We start from the raw sequence: 25,230 nt of genomic DNA, 5'->3' as shown, positions 1-25,230 counted from the left end.
GGGTCCGGGTTCAGGCCACCTCAGTCCAGGGCGGGCCAGCCCTGTGGCCGTCCGGCGCGCCTGGTCGACCCGCCGCGGGTTCGGGCTACACTGGGGGTCGACTCGACCCAAGAGGCTCCCATGACCGCCATCCGCCTGCCGTCCATCGACCGCCTGCTGCGCCATCCCGCTTCGCGTCCGCTGGAGGAGCGCCATGGTCGCGAGCAGGTCCTTGGCGGCTATCGCTCGCTGCTGGACGATCTGCGCGAGGCCCTGAGAGCCGGCACCCTGACCGCTGTGGAGGTGGACGAGGGCGTGCTGGCCGGTCGCCTGGGCGAGCGCCTGGCGTTGCACAGCCAGCCGCGGGTGCGGCGGGTGTTCAACCTCACCGGCACGGTGCTGCACACCAACCTGGGGCGGGCGCTGCTGGCGGAAGAGGCCATCGCCGCGGTAGTCGAGGCCGCGCGTCAGCCGATGAATCTGGAGTTCGACCTGGCCACCGGCAAGCGCGGCGATCGCGACGATCTGGTCGCCGAGCTGGTGCGCGAACTCACCGGCGCCGAGGCGGTGACGGTGGTCAACAACAACGCCGCGGCGGTCCTGCTGGCCCTGCATGCCCTAGGGGCGCGCAAGGAAGGGGTGCTGTCCCGTGGCGAGCTGATCGAGATCGGTGGCGCCTTTCGCATCCCCGACATCATGGCCCGCGCCGGGGTCAAGCTGGTGGAGGTGGGCACCACCAACCGCACCCATGCCCGCGACTACGAAGCCGCCATCGGCCCGCGCACCGCGCTGCTGATGCGGGTGCATACCAGCAACTACAGCGTCCAGGGCTTTACCGCCAGCGTGGCCACGGCTGAATTGGCCGCCATCGCCCGCGCCCATAACGTGCCGCTGCTGGAAGACCTGGGCAGCGGCACCCTGGTGGACCTGACCCGCTGGGGACTGCCCGCCGAACCCACGGTGCAGCAGGCCCTGCGCGACGGCGCCGACCTGGTGACCTTCAGTGGCGACAAGCTGCTCGGCGGCCCCCAGTGCGGCCTCATCGTCGGTCGCCGCGACCTCATCGAGCGCATCAAGAAGAATCCGCTCAAGCGGGCGTTGCGGGTCGACAAGCTGACCCTGGCCGCCCTGGAGGCCACCCTGGCGCTCTATCGCGATCCGGATCGACTGGCCGAGCGGTTGCCCAGCCTGCGCCTGCTGTCGCGCCCGGCCGAGGCCATCACCACCCAGGCCGAGCGGCTGCTGCCGGCCTTCGCCGCCGTGCTGGGCACGACCTATGCGGTCAGCGTGGAGCCGGCGCTGGGCATGATCGGCAGTGGCGCCCAGCCGGTTGCCCGCCTGCCTGGGGCGGCGCTGTGCTGTCGCCCCCAGGTCAGCAAGCGCCTGCGTGGGCGCGCCCTGCGACAGTTGGAAGAGGGTCTGCGCCAGCTACCCATCCCGGTGGTAGGGCGCATCGACGCCGATGCGCTCTGGCTGGACCTGCGCCAGCTCGACGACGAAGCCGCCTTTCTCGCGCAATTGCCAGCGCTGCTGCTGCCGGAGATTCGCTAAGAGCCTGTTCAAAGGCTCGCGAGCTAGAGCCAAACAAGGCCTCGGCGGCCCCGCGAAAAGACCTGAGGAAGCGGATCGGACCCGCGCTCGGGTTTACGAGTAGTAAATGAGCATTCCGGCGGGGCTGGCCTTCCAGGGTCTTTTCAACGCTGTTTGGCCGACGCGCAACAGCCTTTGAATAGGCTCTAACGAACGACCCAGCGCTGCCGGGCCCAGTTACTCAGCACATCCACGCCCAGCACCAGCACCAGCATGCCGAGGATCACGGTGGCGGCCTGGGCCTGCTGGAACAGGCTCAGGCTGAAGTACAGCTGCTGCCCCAGGCCACCAGCGCCGACGAAGCCGAGGATGCTGGCCATGCGGATATTGTTTTCCCAGCGATAGAGCAGATAGGCCAGCAACTGCGGCCAGACCGCCGGCAGGGTGCCGTAGAGAAAGGCCGCCAGCGCGCCACCGCCGGCCAGGCGAATGGCTTCGGCCGGCGCCTTGGGGGTGTTTTCCAGGGCTTCGGCGAACAGCCGACCGAGCACCCCGGCGGTGTGCAGGGCCAGCGCCAGGGTGCCGGCGTTGGGTCCCAGGCCGGCGGCCAGCACCATCAGCGCCGCCCAGACCAGTTCTGGCACGGCGCGCAGGGCATTGAGCAGCAGCCGTGCCAGCGCCAGGGCGCCCAGGCCAAGGCGACCGGCCGCCGGCAGCGCCAGCAGGATGCCGAGCAGCCCGGCGAGCAGGGTACCCAGGGCCGACATGGCCAGGGTTTCCACCGCGCCGTGGGCCACGGCCGACAGCTGGGCGAGGGAGAAGTCCGGCTGGAGAAAGTCGGCCAGGAAGCTGCCCATCTGCGCCAGGGCGCGAGCGCTCAGCAATTCGCCGAAGGCGGTGCCCAGGTAGCTGGCGGACGCCACCAGGGCGGCGCCCATGGCCAGCACCGTCAGAGCGCCCCGGCCCCGGCCCTGACCACGCTCCACCTGGCGCAGCAGGCGACTGAGCACATCGGCCAGGAGCACCAGCACCAGGAAGGTCAGCAGCAGGCTGGCCACCTCGCCACCGGCGAACATGCGCAGCGACAGATCGACCTGCTGGCCGAGCCCGCCGGCGCCGACGAAGCCCATCACCACCGAGGCGCGAACGGCGCACTCCCAGCGATAGACGCTGTAGGAAATCATCTCGCCCGCGGCGTTGGGCAGCACGCCATAGACGAAGGCCTGCAGGCGACTGGCGCCCTGCAGCAGCAGGGCCCGCGCCGGGCGGGGATCGACCGATTCGAAGATTTCCGCATAGACCTTGCCCAGCATGCCGCCGTAGGTGATGGCGATGGCCAGCACCCCGGCGGTGGGACCCAGGCCCACGGCGCGGACGAACAGCAGCGCCCAGACGATCTCCGGCACGCTGCGCAGGACGATCAGCACCCCGCGCACCAGTCCGCGGAGCAGGCGCGGCAGGCGGCCTGGACGTCCGCCGCGGGGCAGGGCGGAGATCGACAGCACGCGGGTGGCGAGCAGGGCGGCGGGCAGGGCGATCAGCGCCGCCAGGGCCATGCCCAGGGTGGCGATGGCCAGGGTTTCCAGGGTGGCGCGCCCGAGCACGGCGAGAAAGTCGGCGTCATGGGCGGGCGGCCAGAAGCCGGCGAGAAAGTTGCCCATGGTGCGGGCGTTATCGCCGGTGAAGAGACCCAGCAGATCGAATTCCGCCAAGCGCAGCGTCGGCCAGGCCAGCAGCAGGGCCAGCAGGGTGAGCAGCAGCCGGGGCCGGGCGGCCGGGTCTTGGCGAGGCGAGGTCAGCATCGCGGCAGGTCGAGCGGCGTCTCGGCCGGGGCCGGGGCGGCAGGCTTGAGGGTGGTGCTCAAGCCCTCGTTGGCATAGAGCGCGGCGAGATCGGTCGGGGTGACCGCGCTGGCGGGCTTGTCCCACAGCAGCCGCCCGGCCCGCAGACCGAGGATGCGCGGAAAGCGCTGCAACGCCAGTTCGACGTTGTGCAGGCTGGTGACCAGGGTGGTGCCCTGGCGCGCCGCGGCGTCGCTCAGCACCTCCAGGGTATGGGCGGCCAGCACCGGGTCCATGGCCGACACGGGTTCGTCGGCGAGCAGCAGCTGCGGCTGCTGGTAGAGCGCCCGGGCGATGCCGATGCGCTGCAACTGGCCACCGGACAGCTGATCGCAGGAGGCGTAGAGGCGATCGGCGAGATCCAGCGGCGCCAGGGCCGCCGCGGCGCCGGCGCGATCCAGCGGATGCACCAGGCTGACCAGGCTGCGCGCCAGCGACCACTGGCCGAGACGTCCGGCCAGCACCGCAGTGATGACGCGCTGGCGCGCCGGCAAGGGCGGCGCCTGGTGGATCAGGCCGATGCGGGCGCGCAACTGGCGCCGCGCCCGGTTGCCCAGGCTCCAGGGCTGCTGGCCGAGCAGCTCCAGCTCACCCGCGAGCGGCTGCAGCCCGGTGGCCAGCAGGCGCAGCAGGCTGGTCTTGCCCGCCCCGGACGGACCGATCAGCGCGACCTGCTCGCCCTGTTGCAGGTTGAGGTCGAGATCGGCCAGGGCGGGCGAGCCGTCGGCGTGTACCAGCGTCACGCCCCTGAGGGCGAGACTCACTTGAGCAGGCCGGCCGCCAGGGCGGAAGCCTCGATGCTCTTGTAGTTGTCCGGCGAGGTCGGCACGAAGCGGCTGGCCGCCTGCAGGTCGAGGATCGCCTTGTCGGCCGGCTTGGCCGGATCCAGGTCGAGGAAGGCCTGCTTGATCTTGGCCGCCAGTTGCGGATCCAGATTGCCGCGCACCGTCCAGTTGTAGTCGTAGTAGGCCGGGGTGGTGGAGATGACCCGGACCTTGCTGGTGTCGACCTTGCCGGCGTCGACCAGCTTCTTCCACACCGAGGCGTTGAGCACGCCGGCATCGGCCTTGCCCGCGGCGACCCAGGCGACGGTGGCGTCATGGGCACCGGAATAGGCCACCCGCGAGAAGAACTGCTCGGGGACGATGCCGTCCTGCTGCATGAAGTAGCGCGGCATCAGGCTGCCCGAGGTGGAAGAGACCGAACCGAAGGCGAAGGTCTTGCCCTTGAGGTCCTGCAGGGTCTTCACGGCCGGGTCGGCGGTGATGAACTTGCTGGTGAACTGCTGATCTTCTGCGCGCTGCACCAGGGGGGTCATCGGCGCCTTGCGCTGCGCCTGGACGAAGGTGAAACCGCCGAACCAGGCCAGGTCCAGGCGATCCGAGGCCATGGCTTCCACCACGCCGGCATAGTCGGACACCGGGACGAATTTCACCGGCATGCCCAGGCGCTGCTCCAGGTATTCACCCAGCGGCTTGAACTTGCGGATCAGCTCGGTGGGCGCCTCGTCGGGAATGGCCGAGACGCGCAGTTCGTCGGCGGCGTGGGAGAGCAGGGAAGTCAGGGACAGGGCCAGGCCTGCTGCCAGGGCCAGCGAACGCTTGAGCATGGGTTTCTCCGGTTCAATAGCGGAAAAAAAGGGGCTGCAGTATAGGGGGTGGCGCTGTTTTGCGCAGCCGTCACGAGGCGGCAGGCCTGGCAGGATGCAGCCTCGGAAAGGCGTGACGGCTCTGGGAAGCGGCTATGCAGCGGACGCGACCCGGCGTGCGAGTCCGCTGCGGTGGTGTCAGGACGGGTCGGCGAGCACTCAGGTCTCGTCGAAGAAGCGCTCGTTCCAGTCCACCAGGGGTTGCGGCGAATTGAGCTTCTGCCCGTAGATCACCGCATAGGCCAGCACGTTCTGCACGTACTGGCGCGTCTCGTCGAAGGGAATGGTCTCCACCCAGACATCGAAGGCCAGGTGGCGGGCGCCCGTCAGCCAGCGCTTCACCCGGCCGGGACCGGCGTTGTAGGCCGCCGAGGCCAGCACCCGGTTGCCGTTGAACTGGGCATGGACCATGGACAGATAGGCGGTGCCCAGCTGGATGTTCTTCTCCGGGGTCAGCGCCTGTTGCGGCGAGGCCAGGGGAATGGCGAACTTGCTGGCGGTATGGCTGGCGGTGGCCGGCATCAGCTGCATCAGGCCCATGGCGCCCACCCCGGAGCGTGCATCGGCCATGAAGCCGCTCTCCTGGCGGGTGATGGCGAACACCCAGCTGCTGTGCAGACCGCGGGTCTGGGCCTCGCGCACGAAGCTCTCGCGATAGGCGATGGGGAAGCGGATGTCCAGGTCGTCCCAGTACTTGGCCAGGCTGATGGTGCGGATCGCCGGGAAGTACCACTGCATGTCGTAGGCCATGCGTGCCTGGGCCACCAGTTCGTCACGGTTGAAGTGACGGCTGACATAGAACCACTCGCGACGGGCGTTGATCGGCTCGCCACGGGCGATGAATTCCAGGGCTCGCTGCACGCCGGGGGTGTTGCGCACCTTGCGCTTGAGGGCGTCGCTGAGCATCAGCGGCTTGTTGTTGAGCTGATAGGGCGCCTTGCTGCGATCGGCGGCAAGGAAGCCGTAGTAGTCGCGCTCGCGGCTGACCTCGGCGTATTCGCGCAGCACCGCCGGACTCTGCGGCTGCATCAGCTCCAGGGTGCGGGCGCGCCAGTATTCCCAGCGGTTGGCCTTGGCCAGGCTCGGCGGAAAGCGCTCGATCAGCGCATGGGCATCGCTCCAGCGACCCAGGCGCAGCAGCAGCCGGGCGCGCCATTCGCTGACGTCGTCGTCCCGCAATTCGGGGTCATAGCGCTCCATCAGCGGCAGGGCGCGGGGATCGAAATTCTTCGCCAGGGTCAGGCCGATCTGGCGAGCGATGGCGACCTTTTCGTCGCGGGTGAAGGGCATGCGCTGACTGTAGACCTCGAGCAGGCTCATGGCCTGTTCCGGGTCCTGGCGCGCCAGCTTGCGCAGGCCCAGGCCGACCACGTCGGCGAGGCTTTCGCTGGCCGGGGCGAAGGCCTGGACATTGGCGATCTGTTGCGGCTTCTGGGCCACGTCGATCAGCCGCTGGGCCTGGCCGGACAGCGTTGGCAGCTGGGCGGACAGGGTGCGCACCAGGCCGTACTCGCCCTTGTCGGCGGCCAGCTTGGCGCGTTCCCACACCCGCTCCTCGGTGAGCTGTCCGCGCGCCGCCCAGGCCTGGAACAGAGCATCGCAGGTGGTCGGCTGGGCCTTGCCCACCAGCCAGTATTTTTCCGCCAGCTTGAAGCCCTCGCTGGCATTGCCCTGGGCGATCAGGTACTGGCCGTGCAGGCAGTCCAGCTCGGTGAAGTTGAAGTCCGGCGAATAGTATTTCTCGAAGCGATTCCAGTCGCCGCGATCGGCCAGGCTGCGCAGCCAGCGCAGGCGCAGCCAGTTGGACTGCGGCAGATCGCCGTGCTCGGCGAGAAAGGTCTCGATCTCGGCGTCACTCGCCCCGGGGACGCGCTTGATCAGCTCGTCATAGGCCAGGTAGGGCTCCAGCGGATAGGTGCGCAATTCACCGCGATTGGCCAGGTAGACACTGGCGTCGCCGCGGTCCAGCGCCGCCTTGGCCTGGTCGTAGAGTTGCCGCTGCTGCTCCAGGGGAGCGGCCTGCGAGGTGGTGGAGCCGATCAGGGGAGCGAGGAGCAGGGGCAGGATGACGAACAGGCGACCGCGCATGGGAATTCCGTAAAAGCTGGATGCGGAGGGGGCGGCGCGCGCTGCGCAAGGCAAGCGGCCGACCGTCACGGGGCAGTCTAGCTTACGTGCCGGCGCCAGGCGGCGAAAGCGTCGGCCATGGCCTGCCGTCGGGCGGTCCGGGCGTTTCGCCGGCTCGTGTCGACCGGCGCCGGGGCAGGCGTCTCTGCTAGACTGGCTGGCCTTTTTCGCGGAGAAACCCATGGCGCTGCTCAAGTTCACCAACGTATCCCTGGCCTTTGGCGTCACCCCCTTGCTGGACGGGGTGTCCTGGCAGATCGAGCGGGGCGAGCGGGTATGCATCATCGGCCGCAACGGCACCGGTAAATCCAGCCTCCTGCGCATCGTCAAGGGCGAGCAGCAGGCCGATGACGGCGAGGTCTGGCGCGCCCCGGCGCTGAAGATCGGCGAACTGCCGCAGGAATTGCCGCGCGCCGACGACCGCTCGGTGTTCGACGTGGTGGCCGCGGGCCTGGCCGGCGTCGGCGAATTGCTCGCCGAGTACCACCACCTGACCCAGGACACCAGCGGCGAACTGGACATGGAGCGGCTCATGCACGTCCAGCAGGAGCTGGAGGCCCGCGATGGCTGGCGCCTGCAGCAACTGGTGGAAAGCACCCTGAGCCGGCTGCAGCTGCCGGCGGAGAAGACCCTCGCCGAACTCTCCGGCGGCTGGCGGCGGCGCGTGCTGCTGGCCCAGGCGCTGGTGGCCGAGCCGGATCTGCTGCTGCTCGACGAACCCACCAACCACCTGGACATCGGCGCCATCGCCTGGCTGGAAGACGCCCTGCGCGGCTATCCGGGCGCCGTGCTGTTCATCACCCACGACCGTGCCTTCCTCCAGGCCCTGGCCACCCGCATCCTCGAACTGGATCGCGGCAACCTGATCGACTGGCAGGGCGACTACGCCAGCTTCCTGGTGCACAAGGAGCAGCAGCTGGCCGCCGAAGAGACCGCCAACGCCCTGTTCGACAAGCGCCTGGCCCAGGAGGAAGTCTGGATCCGCCAGGGCATCAAGGCTCGCCGTACCCGCAACGAAGGTCGGGTCCGTGCGCTCAAGGCCATGCGCAACGAGCGCAGCGAGCGCCGTGAGCGCCAGGGCAAGGCCAATCTGCTGCTGGAAACCGCCGACAAGTCCGGCAAGCAGGTGATCCTCGCCGAGCACATGAGCTATGCCCATCCCGGCGGCGAGCCCCTGATCCGCGACCTGACCCTGCTGATCCAGCGCGGCGATCGCATCGGCCTGCTCGGTCCCAACGGCTCGGGCAAGACCACCCTGCTCAAGCTGCTGCTGGGTGACCTGCAGCCCACCGCCGGCAAGATCCAGTACGGCACCAAGCTGGAGATCGCCTATTTCGACCAGCTGCGCCTGCAACTGGAACCGGAAAAGACGGTGATCGACAACCTCGCCGAGGGTCGCGAATTCATCACCATCAACGGCCAGGATCGGCATGTGCTGAGCTACCTGGGCGACTTCCTGTTCAGCCCCCAGCGTGCCCGCACGCCGGTCAAGGCGCTGTCCGGTGGCGAGCGCGCGCGCCTGCTGCTGGCCAAGCTGTTCAGCAAGCCAGCCAACCTGCTGGTGCTGGACGAACCCACCAACGACCTCGACGTCGAGACCCTGGAGCTGCTGGAAGAGGTGTTGCTGAGTTTCGAGGGCACCGTGCTGATGGTCAGCCACGACCGGGCCTTCCTCGACAACGTGGTGACCAGCACCCTGGTGTTCGAAGGGGAAGGGCGGGTCCGCGAATACGTCGGTGGCTACCAGGACTGGCTACGCCAGGGCGGCTCGCCGCGCCTGCTCGGCGTGCAGACCCGGGAAGACAGCAAGCCGGCACCGACCAAGGCCGAACCCGCGCCCGCCGCGGCACCCGTGGCCGCTGCCGCCGCGCCGGCCAAGCGCAAGCTCAGCTACAAGGAGCAGCGTGAGCTGGACGCCCTGCCGGGCGCCATCGAAACCGCGGAGATCGAGCTGGAGGCCCTGCAGACCGCCATTGCCGATCCAGGCTTCTATCAGCTGCCGAACGAGGTCACCCAGGCCAAGCTCGCCCGCATGGACGCGCTGCAGGCCGAACTGGATCGCCTCATCGAGCGCTGGGCCGAACTGGAGTAATCCAGCCCGGCCACGGGATCACGCCTTGTCTTTCTTCAGGGCGACCGCCAGGGTATCGCAGGGCGCGCCGTGCAGCAGATCGTTGGACGTCGAGCCCAGCAGCAGCGCCAGGCCGTGACGACCATGGCTGCCGACCACGATCAGGTCGCAGCCCTGTTCCTTGGCCATGCGGTGAATCTCCTGGCGCGGCTGCCCATAGGCCAGCACGCAATTGCCGGCCAGCTCGGCGTACTGGGTGGTGAAGCCATCCAGTCGCTCGCGGGCCTGCTCGATCTGCTGCTGCTGCAGCGACGACAGATCCATGGGCACGTCACCGCCAAAGGCCATGGCCATGGGCTCGACCACGTGCACCAGCGACACCTTGCTGCCACAGCACTGACCCATGGCCACGGCGCGACGGATCACCGGCTGGCAATCTTCGGTCAGGTCGACGGCAACCAATATGTGTTGGTAGGCCATACACATCTCTCCTTCATGATGGGGCGCCAGACCGTACCGCGGCTGGCGCTCGATTCGCAGGCTCTAGGCAATGGCCGAAAGGTGCCTGCACTCGGTCAGGCGGCGTTAAAAATCAGCTCGGAATGCTCATTTACCCTTCGTAAACTCCGCTTCCTCGCCGATTTTCGCCTTGCCTGACCTTCGTTCGGCGACTTTTCAGCCAAGCCCCTGCCCACTTGTAGTTTCGACTCCAGGAGTCGGGGATAGCTCCACGGCTATCTTGCACAGAAGCGCGCCAAGCTCAAGCGCCCGCCACGCGAACCCCCGCTCGCGCTTTCCCCGTGCGTCCCAATTGACAAGCGCCCGCTTTTGCCAGAAGGTTGTGCGAGCCGTTCAAACGGTTGTATGAATTTTCGCCCCGGCCCGGCCGGTGCCCTCCACAGAACAATATCGGGGCTGGCGATTCTCGGCTTCCACCCAAGCCGCCGCCTGCTTCGCGACCAGGACTCAAGGGAGACCCGCTGATGATTTTCGAAGGCAAAGCCCTTTCGGTGCGCGACGTGGAGGACGGCATCGCCGAACTTCGCTTCGACCTCCAAGGCGAATCGGTCAACAAGTTCAGCGCTATCACCCTGCGCGAATTCCGCCAGGCCGTGGATGCCCTGAAAGCCCACGCCGGCCTGCGCGGCGTCATCGTCACCAGCGGCAAGGACGTCTTCATCGTCGGCGCCGACATCACCGAATTCGTCGAGATGTTCGGCCGACCGACCGAAGAGCTGCAGGCCGGCATCGCCGAGATCAACCGCATCTTCAACGACTTCGAAGACCTGCCGGTGCCCACCGTGGCCGCCGTGGGCGGCATCGCCCTGGGTGGCGGTTGCGAGATGACCCTGGCCGCCGACTACCGGGTGCTGAGCACCGCGGCACGCATCGGCCTGCCGGAAGTCAAGCTGGGCATCTATCCGGGCTGGGGTGGCACCGTCCGCCTGCCGCGCCTGATCGGCAGCGACAATGCCATCGAGTGGATCGCTTCCGGCAAGGAAAACGACGCCGCCACTGCTCTCAAGGTCGGCGTGGCCGATGCCGTGGTCGCCCCCGAGCACCTGTTCGACGCCGCCCTGGACCTGGTCCGCCGCGCCGCCGCCGGCGAGCTGGACTACCGCGCCAAGCGCAAGCCCAAGCTGGAAAAGCTGCAGCTCAATGCCATCGAAGCCATGATGGCCTTCGAATCGGCCAAGGGCTTCGTCGCCAGCCAGGCCGGTCCGCACTATCCGGCGCCGCTGGAGGCCATCAAGGCCATCCAGAAGTCCGCCAACTACGGCCGCGACAAGGCGCTGGAAGTCGAAGGCGCCGGTTTCGCCAAGATGGCCCAGACCTCGGTCTCCGCCAGCCTGGTCGGCCTCTTCCTCAATGACCAGGCGCTCAAGCGAAAGGCCAAGGTACTGGAAAAGCAGGCCGCGCCGGTCAAGCTGACCAGCGTGCTGGGCGCCGGCATCATGGGTGGCGGCATTGCCTACCAGTCCGCGCTCAAGGGCACCCCGATCCTGATGAAGGACATTCGCGACGAAGCCCTGGAACTGGGACTGAGCGAAGCCAGCAAGCTGCTCAACAAGCGCGTCGAGAAGGGTCGCCTCGAGCCGGCGAAGATGGCCGAGGCGCTCAATCGCATCCGCCCGACGCTGTCCTATGGCGACTTCAAGAGCGTCGACCTGGTGGTCGAGGCCGTGGTGGAAAATCCCAAGGTCAAGCAGGCCGTGCTGGCGGAAGTGGAAGGCCAGGTGCGCGAGGACGCCATCCTCACCTCCAACACCTCCACCATCTCCATCAGCCTGCTGGCCCAGGCGCTCAAGCGCCCGGAAAACTTCTGCGGCATGCACTTCTTCAACCCGGTGCACATGATGCCCCTGGTCGAGGTGATCCGCGGCGAGAAGACCAGCGAGAAGGCCATCGCCACCACCGTGGCCTATGCCCGCCAGATGGGCAAGAACCCCATCGTGGTCAACGACTGCCCTGGCTTCCTGGTCAACCGCATCCTCTTCCCGTATTTCGGCGGCTTCGCCGCGCTGCTGGCCCAGGGGGCCGATTTCCAGCGCGTCGACCGGCTGATGGAGAAATTCGGCTGGCCCATGGGCCCGGCCTACCTGATGGACGTGGTCGGCATGGACACCGCCCACCACGCCCGCGACGTCATGGCCGAGGGCTTCCCCGAGCGCATGAAGGAAAGCCGCAAGACCGCGGTGGACGCCCTCTACGAAGCCCAGCGCTTCGGCCAGAAAAACGGCAAGGGCTTCTATGTCTACGAGACCGACAAGAAGGGCAAGCCGAAGAAGGTCGCCGACCCGGCCGTGGCCGAGGTGCTGGCACCGGTCACCTACGAGCAGCGTGAATTCACCGACGAGGAGATCGTCGAGCGGATGATGGTACCGCTGTGCCTGGAAGCCGTGCGCTGCCTGGAAGACGGCATCGTCGAGAGCGCCGCCGAGGCCGACATGGGCCTGATCTACGGCATCGGCTTCCCGCCCTTCCGTGGTGGTGCGCTGCGCTACATCGACAGCCTGGGCGTGGCCGAATTCGTCGCCATGGCCGACAAGTACGCCGACCTCGGGCCGCTGTATCACCCGACCCCCAAACTCCGCGAAATGGCCGCCGCTGGCCAACGCTTCTTCGGTTGAGCCTGGAGTAAAGAAATGAGTCTGAATCCGAGAGACGTCGTCATCGTCGACTTCGCCCGCACGCCCATGGGCCGCTCCAAGGGCGGCATGCACCGCAACACCCGCGCCGAGACCCTGTCCGCGCGGCTGATCGACGCGGTCCTCGACCGCAATCCCCAGGTCAATCCGGCCGAGGTGGAAGACGTGATCTGGGGCTGCGTCAACCAGACCCTGGAGCAAGGCTGGAACATCGCCCGCATGGCGTCGCTGCTGACCCGCATCCCGCACACCAGCGGTGCCCAGACGGTGAGCCGCCTGTGCGGTTCCTCCATGAGCGCCCTGCACACCGCCGCCCAGGCGATCCAGACCGGCAACGGCGACGTCTTCGTCGTCGGCGGGGTGGAGCACATGGGTCACGTCGGCATGATGCACGGCGTCGACCCGAATCCCCAGCTGTCGCTGCACGCCGCCAAGGCCTCCGGCATGATGGGCCTGACCGCCGAGATGCTGGGCAAGATGCACGGCATCACCCGCGAGGCCCAGGACCAGTTCGGCTATCGCTCGCACCAGCTGGCCTGGAAGGCCACCCAGGAAGGCAAGTTCAATGACGAGATCATTCCCCTGGAAGGTCACGACGAGAACGGTTTCCTCAAGGTCTTCAGCCAGGACGAGACCATCCGTCCGGAAACCACCCTCGAAGGCCTGGCGGCGCTGAAGCCGGCCTTCAACCCCAAGGGCGGTACCGTGACCGCCGGTACCTCTTCGCAGATCACCGACGGCGCCTCCTGCATGCTGGTCATGTCGGCCCAGCGCGCCCAGGACCTCGGCCTGCAGCCGCTGGCCAGGATCCGCGCCATGGCCGTGGCCGGTGTCGATCCGGCGATCATGGGCTACGGTCCGGTCCCGGCTTCGCAGAAGGCGCTCAAGCGCGCCGGTCTGACCATCGCCGACATCGATTTCATCGAACTCAACGAAGCCTTCGCGGCCCAGGCCCTGCCGGTGCTCAAGGACCTCAAGGTGCTCGACAAGATGGAGGAAAAGGTCAATCTGCACGGTGGTGCCATCGCCCTGGGTCACCCCTTCGGTTGCTCTGGCGCCAGAATTTCAGGCACGCTGTTAAATGTCATGAAACAGAATGACGGCACCTTCGGCCTGGCCACCATGTGCGTGGGTCTCGGCCAGGGCATCACCACGGTGTTCGAACGCCTGCGCTGATCCGCCGCAGCGTGCGTCATCCGACCGGGGCGCCCCAGGGCTGCCCCGGTTTTCTTTTTTCGAGGTGGAACATGGCATTGCAGACGGGACTCTACCGGCACTACAAGGGTCAGCAGTATCGGGTACTGGGCGTGGCCCGGCATTCGGAGACCGAGGAAGAGCTGGTCATCTATCAGGCGCTGTACGGCGAATACGGACTCTGGGCCCGGCCTCTGAGCATGTTTCGCGAGAGCGTCCAGGTCGATGGCGAGCAGGTGCCGCGCTTCGCGCTGATCAGCGTCGAAGCCGATCCCTTGGGTCTGGATGCCACGCCGCAGCCTTGACCTTGCCGACATCGCCACTATATATAGCGGTGCCGCGTTGGCCGACCGCCCCCGGCGCACCAGACTGAAGACGTTCTGGTCCTCCATTCGCCGTTCCGGCGCTCGCCTTTCGCTCGCTCATCGCTTTCAAGCAGGAATCTGACTCTCCCATGGGTAAATCGCTGGTCATCGTGGAATCCCCGGCCAAGGCCAAGACCATCAACAAGTACCTGGGCAACCAGTACGTGGTGAAGTCGAGCATCGGCCACATCCGCGACCTTCCCACCAGCGGCGCCGGCACCGCCAAGGAGCCCGCCGCCAAGACGCGCAAGACCGCCGCCGAGGCGCCCGCGCTGTCACCCAAGGAAAAGGCCCGGCGCCAGCTGTTCGCCCGCATGGGCGTCGATCCCGAGCACGGCTGGAAGGCCCACTACGAGATCCTGCCCGGCAAGGAAAAGGTGATCGAGGAGCTGCGCCGCCTGGCCAAGGACGCCGACACCGTCTATCTCGCAACCGACTTGGACCGCGAAGGGGAGGCCATCGCCTGGCACCTGCGGGAAGCCATCGGTGGTGACGACTCGCGCTACAAGCGCGTGGTCTTCAACGAGATCACCAAGAAGGCCATTCAGGAAGCCTTCTCCCAGCCCGGCGAGCTGGACATCAATCGCGTCAACGCCCAGCAGGCGCGGCGCTTCCTCGACCGCGTGGTCGGCTACATGGTCTCGCCGCTGCTGTGGTCGAAGATCGCCCGTGGCCTGTCCGCCGGTCGGGTGCAGTCCGTCGCGGTCAAGCTGGTGGTGGAGCGCGAACGCGAGATCCGCGCCTTCGTCCCCGAGGAATACTGGGAGATCCATGCCGACCTGGCCACGCCGAAAAAGGCCCAGGTGCGCTTCGAAGTGGTGCGCGAGAAGGGCGAAGCCTTCAAGCCGCTGAACGAAGCCCAGGCCAAGGCCGCCCTGGCCAAGCTGGAAAAGGCCGCCTATCGCATCGCCAAGCGCGAAGACAAGCCGACCAGCAGCCGGCCCTCGGCGCCCTTCATCACCTCCACCCTGCAGCAGGCGGCGAGCAATCGCCTGGGCTTCGGGGTGAAGAAGACCATGATGATGGCCCAGCGTCTCTATGAGGCCGGCTACATCACCTACATGCGTACCGACTCGACCAACCTGTCGGGCGATGCCATCGCCATGGCCCGCGGCTACATCGAGAGCGAATTCGGCAAGCAGTACCTGCCGGAAAAGGCCAATGTCTACGGCAGCCGCGAAGGCGCCCAGGAAGCGCACGAGGCCATCCGCCCGTCCGACGTCAACGTCAAGCCCAACAGCCTGTCAGGCATGGAGCGTGACGCCGAGCGCCTGTACGAACTGATCTGGCGCCAGTTCCTGGCCTGCCAGATGCCGCCGGCCGAGTACCTGTCCACCACGGTGACCGCCGCGGCGGGCGACTTCGAGCTGCGTGCCCGCGGCCGCATCCTCAAGTTCGACGGCTACACCCGCGTCCTGCCGCAACAGAGCAAGCCGGGCGACGACGACGTCCTGCCCGAGATGAAGCAGGGCGAGGACCTCGGCCTGGTCAAGCTCGACCCGAGCCAGCATTTCACCAAGCCGCCGGCGCGCTTCTCGGAAGCCAGCCTGGTCAAGGAACTGGAGAAGCGCGGCATCGGCCGACCCTCCACCTACGCGGCCATCATTTCCACCATCCAGGATCGTGGCTACGTGACGGTGCACAACCGCCGCTTCTATGCCGAGAAGATGGGCGACATCGTCACCGATCGCCTCAACGAAAGCTTTGCCAACCTGATGGACTTCAGCTTCACCGCCAACATGGAAGGCAACCTGGACAACGTTGCCCAGGGCGAGCGGGACTGGAAGAATTTGCTCGACGAATTCTATGGCGACTTCAAGCAGAAGCTGGAGACCGCCGAGGCCGGCGAGAAGGGCATGAGGGCCAACCAGCCCACCCTGACCGACATTCCCTGCCAGGTCTGCGGCCGGCCGATGATGATCCGCACCGCGTCCACCGGGGTCTTCCTCGGCTGCTCGGGCTATGCCCTGCCGCCCAAGGAACGCTGCAAGGCCACCATCAACCTGGTGCCGGGCGACGAGATCGCCGAAGACGACGAGGGCGAATCCGAGTCCCTGGTCCTGCGCGGCAAGCACCGTTGCCCCATCTGCAGCACGGCGATGGATGCCTACCTGATCGACGAGCACCGCAAGCTGCACGTCTGCGGCAACAACCCGGACTGCCCGGGCTACGAGATCGAAGAGGGCAGCTATCGCATCAAGGGCTACGAGGGCCCGTCGCTGGAATGCGACAAGTGCGGCAGCGAGATGCAACTCAAGACCGGGCGCTTCGGCAAGTTCTTCGGCTGCACCAATCCGGCCTGCAAGAACACCCGCAAGCTGCTCAAGAACGGCGAGCCGGCCCCGCCGAAGATGGACGCCGTGCCCATGCCGGAGCTGCGCTGCGAAAAGGTCGACGACACCTATGTGCTGCGCGATGGCGCCTCGGGGCTGTTCCTGGCTGCCAGTGGCTTCCCGAAGAATCGCGAGACCCGCGCGCCGTTGGTCAGCGAATTGCTACCCCATCGCGACGAGATCGATCCCAAGTACCATTATCTGCTCAGTGCCCCGGTGAAGGACTCTGAAGGCCGTCCGGCGGTGATCCGCTTCAGCCGCAAGACCAAGGAGCAGTACGTGCAGACCGAGGTCGAGGGCAAGCCCACCGGCTGGAAGGCCTTCTACGACGGCAAGAAGTGGCAGGTGGAAGAAAAGCGCTAGGAGTCCTGGCGCCAACTGCAGACAGGAGGCCGGCGTGAGCCGGCTCCAGGAGAAGGGCATGGCCAACGAGCGTTATACCCGCACCAACCAGAAGCTGTACTTTGCCGGTCTGGCCCTGGAAAGCTGGCGCCTGGCCCAGGCTGCGCCCGCCGCGCAAAGCCAGGGCCGGATCATGGCCGAGCGGGAAGCCTGCCTGTTTCACCTGCACGGCGCCTTGCTGGGACTCTGTCAGGAAGTGGCGGGCTTTTACCGCCACCCCACCATGGAGGCCACCTCGCTGGCCGTTCTGCTCGCTCCCGAGGCGCTCAACGAAGCGCCCAGCCCGGAAATGGGCGAGCTGATCGAGTTGGCCGGTAACCCCGAGACCTGGCTGGCGCGACTGATCGCCGAGTACCAGCGGCTGCTGCAGCCGCCCCAGGCACCCCGGCGACCCAAGCAGGATCCGACGCTGCCCTTGATCAAGGCGGTCAGCCTGGAGCCGGCCGAGCCGGAGCTGGGTCTCGAGGAGGTGGAAGCCTGGCGTGAAAGCCTCAAGCAGACGGCGCTCAGATTCCGCGGCGCCATGACCGAGTGGTAGGGTAGTTCTCGCTACAATGCCATAGAGGCCGTCAGGACGATGGCCTTGCAGACCGTCGAAAAAGGCTCAGGCAAGTCAGCCTCTCAGACCCCACGCTGTTACACTGTCCGCTTAGCTGTGGAGATACTGAATGACTACTGCCTACCTGGAAATCGTTGAACTCTCCGATGGTCGCATCGTGTTGCGCCGTGCGGACGACGAGGAAGCCCTCGTTACCCTGGAGTTTTCCAGCGATGCCAAGGATTTCCTGCATGGACAGCAGATAGAGGTGGCCAAGGCCATGTTCAACCTGGGTGTGCAGATGGCCGGGCGCCTGGCCGAAGGCGATAGCCTCCAGCGCGACGATCAACCGCGCGTTCTGCACTGATTCTTTTTCAGATCCGGCATTCCGTCCTGGAATGCCGCCGCTACATCCCGTCCCGCCGCCTGCTTCCTACGCGAATCTGACGTTCAGACTCTGGCTGTTGCCCTGGGCCGCGGCACGTGCCAGCTGCTGCTTGCCCGCATCGCTCAGGTCGTGCAACCAGCTGATCACAGTATGGCTCTGCCCCTTGCGCAGCACCTCGCAGGCCAATTGCAGCGTCTTGGCAGCGCTCGGCGTCTGTAGCAGAAGCACACGCTCCGGATTCAGATGGGTGCTGCGCAACCAGGCGTTGCTGAGCAGCGACGGCGGGGTGACCAGGGTCAGCCAGCGGGCATCGTCCTTGTCGCTCAACTGGCGCAGGATGGGCGCCAGCAACTGCAGGCACTGTTCCTGGCTGCCGTGCAGGGACATCTCGCTGAAGGTGTCCGGCAGTGGAGCGGCGGGCAGTTCCCGGGCCGGCTTGCCGGGCTTGGGCAGAAAGGCGGTCAGCTCCTGCAGCAGGAACTCCGGTGCCAGATCCAGCTCTTGAACCGACGAGCGCGGCGCATCGAACATCAGGGGAAATTGCATGGCGACCTCCTGGAGGCGACTCGATCAAATCCACTCGAGATCATGTACCACGGATACATGACGTCACTGTGCTCAGCCTGGTCTTGAGCGCTTTCCGGAGCGCGAACAGATACCCCCGATCAAGACTTCGGCGTAAGGCATAAAGGCGTGATAACGGCTGGCCCAGAGGCCAGCCTTAGACGTTAGCGGCGGATGACGCCAACGCTTAACCCTTCGATGGCGAATTCCTGGGTGGAAAGATCGACTTCGATAGGGGAGAACTCGGGATTTTCCGCCAGCAGGGTGACCTGGTTGCCCGAGCGCTTGAATCTCTTCACGGTGACTTCGTCGCCCACCCGGGCCACGACGATCTGGCCGTTGTGCACTTCGCGGGTCACATGGACGGCCAGCAGGTCGCCATCGAGGATGCCGACGTCTCTCATGCTCATGCCCTTGACCTTGAGCAGGTAGTCGGCACGCGGCTGGAAGAAGGCCGGGTTGATGGCGCAATTTTCCTCGACGTTCTGCTCGGCCAGGATGGGGGCGCCCGCAGCGACCCGACCGATGACCGGCAGGCTCTCGTCGGCCTTGCGTGAGGTATCCAGACCCGGGATGCGGATGCCCCGGGAGGCGCCCGGCGTCATCTCGATGGCACCCTTGCGGGCCAGCGCCTTGAGGTGCTCCTCGGCCGCATTCGGCGATTTGAAACCAAGCTCCTGCGCGATCTCCGCGCGGGTAGGCGGAAAGCCATTGGCTTCGAGGCAACGCTTGATGAAGGCCAGGATCTCGGCTTGTCGCGGTGTCAGTTTCAGCATGATGCACGTCGCGTCGTCTAATGATGCTGTGATTATATACAGTAACTCCGGGTGGTAGGCAAGGCCGCCGACCACGACTTCGGACGACAGGCCGCGATCGTGACCAAAAGCCCGCAGAGGGTGGAAAGCCACGGCTTCCAGGCCATCAGCTGGCCGCTCGCCGACCGAACCGCGATTGACTTCGATAGCGTTTGAAACATATGTTTCAAACGGAATTCATCTACCGGGGAAGGTCATGGCGCAGTCGGATACCGTGGAGCGCATTCTGGATGCGGCCGAGCAACTGTTCGCCGAGCGCGGCTTTGCCGAGACCTCGCTGCGACTCATCACCACCAGAGCCGGGGTCAACCTGGCGGCGGTCAACTATCACTTCGGGTCCAAGAAGGCCCTGATCCAGGCGGTGTTCTCGCGCTTTCTCGATCCCTTCTGCTTCAACCTGGAGCGGGATCTGGATCAGTGGCAGCCCAGGAATGGCGAGGACGTGAGCCTGGAGGCGCTGCTGAATCTGCTGGTGGATCACTCCCTGGCCATCAAGCCGCGGCATGGCAATGACCTCTCGGTGTTCATGCGGCTGCTGGGCCTGGCGTTCAGCCAGAGCCAGGGGCACTTGCGCAAATACCTGGAGCAGACCTATGGCCGCGCCTTCCGCCGCTTCCTGCTGCTGGTGAATCGGGCCGTTCCCGAGATTCCGCCCCTGGAGCTGTTCTGGCGCGCCCACTTCATGCTGGGGGCGGCGGTGTTCAGCATGTCCGGCATCAAGGCGCTGCGGGCGATCGGCGAGAACGACTTCGGCGTCGATACCCACACCGACCAGGTGCTGCGGCTGATGGTGCCCTTCCTCGCCACCGGCATGCGGGCGCCCACGGCGATGCACGCACCGGAACTGGCCCAGGCCCAGTATCGGCCGCGGCGGCCGGTCGCCGTGGAGACGGCCGAGACCTACTAGGCTGCGGCATCAAGGGTGGCTGGGGTAAGCTTGCGTCCCTTTCACGGCGCCGTGCGCCGGAGCATTCGGACGAGGTACCCATGCAAGGCTCCCTGATGGTCGATATCGCTGGCACCTGGCTCACCGCCGAGGATCGCCAGCTGCTGCGTCAGCCGGAGGTGGGCGGACTGATCCTGTTCGCCCGCAACATCGAAACCCCGGGCCAGGTTCGCGAGCTATGCCGTGCCATCCGCGCCCTGCGGCCGGAACTGCTGCTGGCCGTGGACCAGGAAGGCGGTCGCGTGCAGCGCCTGCGCCGTGACGTGGTGCGGCTGCCGGCCATGGGGCAACTGGGCGGTCGCGCGGACAGCGCGGAACTGGCCCGCCTCTGCGGCTGGCTGATGGCGACCGAGATCCTGGCGGTGGGGCTGGACTTCAGCTTCGCCCCGGTGCTGGACGTCGACCATGGGCGCAGTCAGGTCATAGGCGCACGTTCGTTCGGCAAGGCCGAGCAGGTGATCGAGCTGGGTGGTGCCTTCATCGCCGGCATGGGCGACGCCGGTATGGCCGCGACCGGGAAGCATTTCCCCGGGCACGGCTGGGCCGAAGCCGATTCCCACTATGCCATTCCCACCGACGAGCGCGATCTCGATACCCTGCTGCGCACCGACCTGCGCCCCTTCCAGGCCCTGTTGCCGACCCTGGGCGCGGTGATGCCCGCTCATGTCATCTATCCCGCGGTGGATCCCCAGCCGGCCGGCTTTTCCCGGCGCTGGCTGCAGGACATCCTGCGCGGCGAACTGGATTACCAGGGCGTGATCTTCAGTGACGACCTGTCGATGGCGGGCGCCCACGTGGCGGGCGATGCCGGCCAGCGCGTCGAGGCCGCGCTCAGCGCCGGCTGCGACATGGGGCTGGTGTGCAATGACCGCGCAGCGGCCGAGCTGGCCCTGACGCGGGTGCAGCAGCTGGGCGTCTCGCCCGCGCCGCGGCTGGCCAGCATGAGGGCCAGCCGTCACGTCGATCTCGATTACCGGCAGCAACCGCAGTGGAGTTTTGCCCTGCGGCGGTTGCGCCAGGCTGACCTCATCTAAAGGACATTCCCATGACTACCTACGCCATCATCGGTGGTACCGGCCTCACCGCGCTCGCGGGTCTGGAGCTGGACCAGGCTCAGACCTTCGAGACGCCCTGGGGCGCGCCCTCGGCGCCCGTGCAGCGCGGCCACTATGCCGGGCGCCCGGTGCTGTTCCTGGCGCGCCATGGCCATCCCCATCGCATTCCGCCGCATCAGGTCAACTACCGCGCCAATCTCTGGGCGCTCAAGGAGGCCGGTGCCGAGGCCATCGTCGCGGTGAACGCCGTGGGCGGTATCCATGCCGCCATGGGCAGCGGTCATCTGTGCGTGCCCCATCAACTGGTGGACTACACCTGGGGGCGCGGCCATACCTTCTTCGAAGGGGCCGACCTCGAGCACGTCACCCACATCGACTTCAGCTTTCCCTACGATGAGCCCCTGCGGCAGCGTCTGCTCGGGGCACTGCGCAGGCTGCAGCTGCCGCACAGCGACCATGGCGTCTATGCCGCGACTCAGGGGCCGCGCCTGGAGACGGCGGGGGAGATCGTCCGGCTGGAGCGCGACGGCTGCGACATCGTCGGCATGACCGGGATGCCGGAGGCGGCCCTGGCCCGCGAATTGGGCCTGCCCTACGCCTGCCTGGCGCTGGTGGTGAATCCGGCGGCCGGCAAGGTGCAGCGGGAAATCACCATGGCCGAGATCGAAGCCGTCCTGGCCAGCGGCATCGACGAGGTGCGGCAGGTGCTGGCCGAGGTGCTGGCGGACTGATAGCGCTCAAGCCGCTCCCGGGATCGACCGGGAGCGGCTCTTCGATCAGCTGGCGGCGGGCGTCAGGCGGTCGAACAGGGCTTCCAGGACGTTGAAGCGCTCTTCCGCCCGCTCCATGGGTACCTGGAACTTGAACAGGGTCGCGCCTTCCAGCCGGTACTTCTTCGGCTGCGCCTGGATCATCTTCACCAGCACCAGCGGATCCACCTGGGTGTCGGCGGCGAATTCCAGCCGTCCGCCCTGGGGCCCGGCATCCACCTTGACGATGCCCAGGCCTTCCGCACGCAGCTTGAGCAGCGTCAGGCGCACCAGGTTCTTGGTCGGCTCCGGCAGGAGTCCGAAGCGGTCGATCATCTCCACCTGCAATTCCTTGAGGGCGTCTTCGTCCGCCGCCGAGGCGATGCGCTTGTAGAGGATCAGCCGCGCATGGACGTCGGGCAGGTAGTCTTCCGGGATCAGCGCGGGCACGCGCATGTTGATGTCCGGGCCGCCGCCCAGGGGTTGCTCCAGGTTGGGTTGCTCGCCCTTGCGGATGGCCTTGACCGCGCGCTCCAGCATTTCCATGTAGAGGGTGAAACCGACCGCCTGGATCTGGCCGCTCTGGCCTTCGCCGAGCAGTTCGCCGGCGCCGCGGATCTCCAGGTCGTGGGTCGCCAAGATGAAACCGGCCCCCAGGTCCTGGGCGCCGGCGATGGCTTCCAGGCGCTTTTCCGCGTCCGGGGTCATGCCCTTGCGCGGCGGGGTGAGCAGATAGGCATAGGCCTGGTGGTGGCTGCGCCCGACGCGACCGCGCAGCTGGTGCAGCTGGGCCAGGCCGAACTTGTCGGCGCGCTCGATGATGATGGTGTTGGCGCTGGGCACGTCGATGCCGGTCTCGATGATCGTCGAGGCCACCAGCACGTTGAATCTCTTATGGTAGAAGTCGCTCATCACCTGTTCGAGATCGCGTTCGCGCATCTGCCCGTGGCCGATGCCGACGCGGGCCTCGGGCACCAGTTCGGCCAGTTCGCGGGCGCGCTTCTCGATGGTCTTGACCTCGTTGTGCAGGAAGTACACCTGGCCGCCGCGCAGCAGTTCGCGCAGCAGGGCTTCCTTGATCACCGCGTTCTGCTCCTCCATGACGAAGGTGCGCACCGAGAGGCGCCGCGCGGGTGGGGTGGCGATGATGGACAGGTCGCGCATGCCGGCCACGGCCATGTTCAGGGTGCGCGGAATCGGCGTGGCGGTGAGGGTAAGGATGTCCACCTCGCTGCGCAGCGACTTGAGCTGCTCCTTCTGGCGCACCCCGAAGCGGTGCTCTTCGTCGATGATGGCCAGACCCAGGTCCTTGAACTTCACGTCGCCCTGCAACAGCTTGTGGGTGCCGATGATGATGTCGATCTTGCCTTCGGCCAGTTCGCGCGCGGCGGCGGCGACTTCCTGGGCCGACTTGAAACGGCTCATCACCTCGACGCGTACCGGCCAGTCGGCGAAGCGATCGCGGAAGCTGTTGTAGTGCTGCTGGGCGAGCAGGGTGGTGGGGACCAGCACCGCCACCTGGCGGCCACCGTGCACGGCGATGAAGGCCGCGCGCATGGCCACCTCGGTCTTGCCGAAGCCCACGTCGCCGCAGACCAGGCGGTCCATGGGCGTGCCCGCCAGCATGTCCCGGTGCACCGCCTCGATGGCGGCCTGCTGGTCCGGCGTCTCCTCGAAGGGGAAGCCGGCGGAGAAGGTGGCGTAGTCCGCCGCCGGGTCCTTGAAGGCATAGCCTTTGCGCGCGGCGCGGCGGGCATAGATGTCGAGCAGTTCGGCAGCCACGTCGCGGACCTGTTCGGCGGCCTTGCGCTTGGCCTTCTGCCAGGTCTCGGACCCCAGCTTGTGCAGTGGCGCCAGGGCATCGTCGGTGCCCGAATAGCGGGCGATCAAGTGCAGGTTGGCCACCGGCACATAGAGCTTGGCGTCGTCGGCGTATTCGAGCAGCAGGAACTCCTGGGGCTGGTCGTCCAGCTCCAGGGTGATCAGGCCCATGTAGCGGCCGACGCCATGATCGATGTGCACAACCGGCGCGCCTTCGCGCAGCTCGGTGAGGTTCTTGATGACGTTCTCGCCGGCGTCACGGCCCTTCTCGCGCCGGCGGCGCTGCATGATGCGCTGGCCGAACAGCGGATTTTCCGGAATCAGGGCGACGCCGGCGTCATCCAGCACCAGGCCCTCGTCCAGCGGCGCCAGGGCGATGGCGATGCGCTCGGCGCTGGCCTGGAAGGCCGCCCAGCCGTCGACCTGGCCAGGGCGCAGATTCAGCCGGGCGAGCAGCTCCAGCAGCACCTCGCGGCGACCGGCGCTTTCCGCGGTGAACAGCACCCGGCCAGGGAAATCGGTGATGAAGTGCTCCAGGGCCGCCAGCGGCTGGCTGGCCTTGGCGTCGATGGCCAGGTCCGGCAGGGCGCGTGCGGCGAAGCGCTCGCGGCCCACGCCGGCTTCCAGGTCGTCCGCGCCTATGACCACCCGCGGCCAGGCCTTCAGCCGGGCGAAGCAGTCTTCCACAGGCAGGAAGACATCGGCCGGCGGCAGCAGCGGCCGCTCCGGATCGACCCGGCGGTCTTCGTAGCGATTCCGGACATCGGTCCAGAACTGCTCCGCGGCCTGTTCGATACCCGGCAGGGAAAACACCTGGGTGTTGGCCGGCAGATAGTCGAAAAGGGTCGAGGTCTCGTCGAAGAACAGCGGCAGGTAGTACTCGATGCCTGCCGGGGTGATGCCGCTGGCCAGATCCTGATAGATGGGGCAGCGGCGATAGTCCACGTCGAATCTTTCACGGAACCGCGCACGAAAGCCGGTCACCGCCTCTTTATGCAGCGGGAATTCCCGCGCCGGCAGCAGGCGGATGCTGTCGACCTTGTCGATGGATCGCTGCGTCTCCGGATCGAAGGTGCGCAGCGTCTCGATCTCGTCGTCGAACAGGTCGATCCGGTAGGGCAGGTTGCTGCCCATGGGAAAGAGGTCGATCAGGGCGCCACGCACGGCGAATTCGCCGTGTTCGTACACCGTATCCACATATCTGTAGCCGGCCGCTTCCAGGCGCGCGCGGGTGGCTTCCACATCCAGCCGCTGGCCGACGTCCAGCACCAGGCTGCTGCCGAGCAGGAAGCGCGTGGGCGCCAGGCGGTGTAGGGCGGTCGCCAGAGGGACTACCAAAATGCCGTGGGACAGCTCCGGCAGCCGATAAAGGGTGGCGACACGCTGGGAGATGATGTCCTGGTGTGGCGAGAAGACATCGTAGGGCAGCGTCTCCCAATCGGGAAAATTCAGCACCGGAAGTTCAGGGGCGAAGAAGCGCAATTCCTGCTCCAGGCGATCAGCGGTCTGGCTGTCCTGGGTGATCAGCAGGGTGAAGCGGCGTGTCGCGGCCTTGGCGGCTTCAGCGATGGCGAGGGCTAGCGCGGCGCCGGGCAGATTGCCCCACTGCTGGCGGCCGGCGGTTTCAGGAATTGACGGGGTACGCAAAACTGACACGCGGGCGGAACTCCGGTGGATTTCGGGAGGGTTGGGATTGTAACGACCGGGCTTTCACG

General features: G+C 66.8%; 19 protein-coding genes and 1 pseudogene. 11 read left to right on the top strand and 9 right to left on the bottom strand.

Annotation, left to right across the window (positions count from 1 at the left end; all coding sequences use genetic code 11):
• The first annotated feature begins 120 nt into the window (after positions 1-120).
• On the top strand, positions 121-1,530 hold the full coding sequence (gene selA / locus CFE50_RS13555) for an L-seryl-tRNA(Sec) selenium transferase (protein WP_286734278.1): 1,410 nt from the start codon (positions 121-123) through the stop codon (positions 1,528-1,530).
• A 185-nt stretch (positions 1,531-1,715) separates the two neighbouring features.
• On the opposite strand, the gene phnE is transcribed toward selA, so the two are convergent.
• The 5 genes and pseudogenes from phnE to CFE50_RS13530 all read right to left on the bottom strand — a co-directional run bounded on the left by phnE (position 1,716) and on the right by CFE50_RS13530 (position 7,086).
• A complete protein-coding gene (gene phnE / locus CFE50_RS13550; protein WP_286734314.1) occupies positions 1,716-2,447 on the bottom strand; it encodes a phosphonate ABC transporter, permease protein PhnE in 732 nt (243 codons plus the stop codon).
• Positions 2,448-2,498: 51 nt separating this feature from the next.
• Positions 2,499-3,311: pseudogene (locus CFE50_RS13545) on the bottom strand (PhnE/PtxC family ABC transporter permease); the annotation flags it as partial.
• Positions 3,305-4,114 (bottom strand): phosphonate ABC transporter ATP-binding protein, encoded by an 810-nt coding sequence (locus CFE50_RS13540; protein ID WP_286734277.1) that lies wholly within the window; start codon positions 4,112-4,114, stop codon positions 3,305-3,307. The gene CFE50_RS13540 and the pseudogene CFE50_RS13545, both read right to left, overlap by 7 nt.
• A complete protein-coding gene (locus CFE50_RS13535) occupies positions 4,111-4,959 on the bottom strand; it encodes a putative selenate ABC transporter substrate-binding protein (protein ID WP_007162378.1) in 849 nt (282 codons plus the stop codon). The genes CFE50_RS13540 and CFE50_RS13535 overlap by 4 nt, the downstream gene beginning before the upstream one ends.
• A 198-nt stretch (positions 4,960-5,157) precedes the next feature.
• Positions 5,158-7,086, bottom strand: coding sequence for a transglycosylase SLT domain-containing protein (locus CFE50_RS13530; protein ID WP_286734276.1), 1,929 nt, complete (start codon positions 7,084-7,086; stop codon positions 5,158-5,160).
• A 220-nt stretch (positions 7,087-7,306) separates the two neighbouring features.
• Here CFE50_RS13530 and CFE50_RS13525 point away from each other — a divergent pair, with 220 nt between their 5' ends.
• Positions 7,307-9,217, top strand: a complete 1,911-nt coding sequence (locus CFE50_RS13525) for an ATP-binding cassette domain-containing protein (RefSeq protein WP_286734274.1) — start codon at positions 7,307-7,309, stop codon at positions 9,215-9,217.
• A gap of 18 nt (positions 9,218-9,235) precedes the next feature.
• Here CFE50_RS13525 and CFE50_RS13520 read toward each other — a convergent pair whose 3' ends face one another.
• Positions 9,236-9,676 carry a universal stress protein gene (locus tag CFE50_RS13520; RefSeq protein WP_183628608.1) on the bottom strand — a complete coding sequence of 147 codons (441 nt, stop codon included), beginning with the start codon at positions 9,674-9,676 and terminating at the stop codon, positions 9,236-9,238.
• Between the two features lie 503 nt (positions 9,677-10,179).
• Between CFE50_RS13520 and fadB the strand changes: the two genes are divergently transcribed.
• From fadB to CFE50_RS13490, 6 genes are all read left to right on the top strand, one after another.
• Positions 10,180-12,327, top strand: a complete 2,148-nt coding sequence (fadB, locus tag CFE50_RS13515; RefSeq protein WP_027598372.1) for a fatty acid oxidation complex subunit alpha FadB — start codon at positions 10,180-10,182, stop codon at positions 12,325-12,327.
• Positions 12,328-12,342: 15 nt separating this feature from the next.
• Complete coding sequence (gene fadA, locus CFE50_RS13510; protein WP_286734273.1) at positions 12,343-13,521, top strand: acetyl-CoA C-acyltransferase FadA; 1,179 nt, start codon at positions 12,343-12,345, stop codon at positions 13,519-13,521.
• A 71-nt stretch (positions 13,522-13,592) separates the two neighbouring features.
• Positions 13,593-13,844: a DUF1653 domain-containing protein gene (locus CFE50_RS13505; RefSeq protein ID WP_027598370.1), complete on the top strand. Its 252-nt coding sequence runs from the start codon at positions 13,593-13,595 to the stop codon at positions 13,842-13,844.
• 149 nt (positions 13,845-13,993) lie between these two features.
• A complete protein-coding gene (topA, locus tag CFE50_RS13500; RefSeq protein ID WP_027598369.1) occupies positions 13,994-16,600 on the top strand; it encodes a type I DNA topoisomerase in 2,607 nt (868 codons plus the stop codon).
• A gap of 58 nt (positions 16,601-16,658) precedes the next feature.
• Complete coding sequence (locus CFE50_RS13495; RefSeq protein ID WP_286734312.1) at positions 16,659-17,177, top strand: DUF6586 family protein; 519 nt, start codon at positions 16,659-16,661, stop codon at positions 17,175-17,177.
• Between the two features lie 130 nt (positions 17,178-17,307).
• Entirely contained in the window at positions 17,308-17,544 is a 237-nt protein-coding gene (locus CFE50_RS13490; protein WP_007162387.1) for a hypothetical protein, read from the top strand.
• A 66-nt stretch (positions 17,545-17,610) separates the two neighbouring features.
• Here CFE50_RS13490 and sulA read toward each other — a convergent pair whose 3' ends face one another.
• Complete coding sequence (gene sulA / locus CFE50_RS13485) at positions 17,611-18,111, bottom strand: SOS-induced cell division inhibitor SulA (RefSeq protein ID WP_007162388.1); 501 nt, start codon at positions 18,109-18,111, stop codon at positions 17,611-17,613.
• A 182-nt stretch (positions 18,112-18,293) separates the two neighbouring features.
• Positions 18,294-18,905 (bottom strand): transcriptional repressor LexA, encoded by a 612-nt coding sequence (gene lexA / locus CFE50_RS13480; protein WP_007162389.1) that lies wholly within the window; start codon positions 18,903-18,905, stop codon positions 18,294-18,296.
• Positions 18,906-19,140: 235 nt separating this feature from the next.
• Between lexA and CFE50_RS13475 the strand changes: the two genes are divergently transcribed.
• The 3 genes from CFE50_RS13475 to CFE50_RS13465 all read left to right on the top strand — a co-directional run bounded on the left by CFE50_RS13475 (position 19,141) and on the right by CFE50_RS13465 (position 21,676).
• The gene (locus CFE50_RS13475; RefSeq protein ID WP_027598367.1) at positions 19,141-19,851 is read left to right on the top strand and encodes a TetR/AcrR family transcriptional regulator; all 711 of its coding nucleotides are present in this window, start codon (positions 19,141-19,143) and stop codon (positions 19,849-19,851) included.
• A gap of 80 nt (positions 19,852-19,931) precedes the next feature.
• On the top strand, positions 19,932-20,924 hold the full coding sequence (gene nagZ, locus CFE50_RS13470; protein ID WP_286734269.1) for a beta-N-acetylhexosaminidase: 993 nt from the start codon (positions 19,932-19,934) through the stop codon (positions 20,922-20,924).
• 11 nt (positions 20,925-20,935) lie between these two features.
• Entirely contained in the window at positions 20,936-21,676 is a 741-nt protein-coding gene (locus CFE50_RS13465) for an S-methyl-5'-thioinosine phosphorylase (RefSeq protein WP_027601463.1), read from the top strand.
• Between the two features lie 45 nt (positions 21,677-21,721).
• Here CFE50_RS13465 and mfd read toward each other — a convergent pair whose 3' ends face one another.
• Entirely contained in the window at positions 21,722-25,171 is a 3,450-nt protein-coding gene (gene mfd, locus CFE50_RS13460) for a transcription-repair coupling factor (RefSeq protein WP_145155248.1), read from the bottom strand.
• Positions 25,172-25,230 lie beyond the last annotated feature (59 nt).

Source organism: Pseudomonas sp. PGPPP4, from assembly GCF_002256045.1.
Taxonomy (GTDB): Bacteria; Pseudomonadota; Gammaproteobacteria; order Pseudomonadales; family Pseudomonadaceae; genus Chryseomonas; species Chryseomonas oryzihabitans.
Note: the sequence above shows the minus strand (reverse complement) of the source record. Positions and strands in the feature narration are given on the sequence as shown.

Bases quoted from the DNA above. Each gene is read 5' to 3' on its own strand.
- selA (WP_286734278.1), top strand. From the start codon at position 121: ATGACCGCCATCCGCCTGCCGTCCATCGACCGCCTGCTGCGCCATCCC.
- phnE (WP_286734314.1), bottom strand. From the start codon at position 2,447: ATGGGCGCCGCCCTGGTGGCGTCCGCCAGCTACCTGGGCACCGCCTTC.
- CFE50_RS13535 (WP_007162378.1), bottom strand. From the start codon at position 4,959: ATGCTCAAGCGTTCGCTGGCCCTGGCAGCAGGCCTGGCCCTGTCCCTG.
- CFE50_RS13530 (WP_286734276.1), bottom strand. From the start codon at position 7,086: ATGCGCGGTCGCCTGTTCGTCATCCTGCCCCTGCTCCTCGCTCCCCTG.
- CFE50_RS13525 (WP_286734274.1), top strand. From the start codon at position 7,307: ATGGCGCTGCTCAAGTTCACCAACGTATCCCTGGCCTTTGGCGTCACC.
- CFE50_RS13520 (WP_183628608.1), bottom strand. From the start codon at position 9,676: ATGGCCTACCAACACATATTGGTTGCCGTCGACCTGACCGAAGATTGC.
- fadB (WP_027598372.1), top strand. From the start codon at position 10,180: ATGATTTTCGAAGGCAAAGCCCTTTCGGTGCGCGACGTGGAGGACGGC.
- fadA (WP_286734273.1), top strand. From the start codon at position 12,343: ATGAGTCTGAATCCGAGAGACGTCGTCATCGTCGACTTCGCCCGCACG.
- CFE50_RS13505 (WP_027598370.1), top strand. From the start codon at position 13,593: ATGGCATTGCAGACGGGACTCTACCGGCACTACAAGGGTCAGCAGTAT.
- topA (WP_027598369.1), top strand. From the start codon at position 13,994: ATGGGTAAATCGCTGGTCATCGTGGAATCCCCGGCCAAGGCCAAGACC.
- CFE50_RS13495 (WP_286734312.1), top strand. From the start codon at position 16,659: ATGGCCAACGAGCGTTATACCCGCACCAACCAGAAGCTGTACTTTGCC.
- CFE50_RS13490 (WP_007162387.1), top strand. From the start codon at position 17,308: ATGACTACTGCCTACCTGGAAATCGTTGAACTCTCCGATGGTCGCATC.
- sulA (WP_007162388.1), bottom strand. From the start codon at position 18,111: ATGCAATTTCCCCTGATGTTCGATGCGCCGCGCTCGTCGGTTCAAGAG.
- lexA (WP_007162389.1), bottom strand. From the start codon at position 18,905: ATGCTGAAACTGACACCGCGACAAGCCGAGATCCTGGCCTTCATCAAG.
- CFE50_RS13475 (WP_027598367.1), top strand. From the start codon at position 19,141: ATGGCGCAGTCGGATACCGTGGAGCGCATTCTGGATGCGGCCGAGCAA.
- nagZ (WP_286734269.1), top strand. From the start codon at position 19,932: ATGCAAGGCTCCCTGATGGTCGATATCGCTGGCACCTGGCTCACCGCC.
- CFE50_RS13465 (WP_027601463.1), top strand. From the start codon at position 20,936: ATGACTACCTACGCCATCATCGGTGGTACCGGCCTCACCGCGCTCGCG.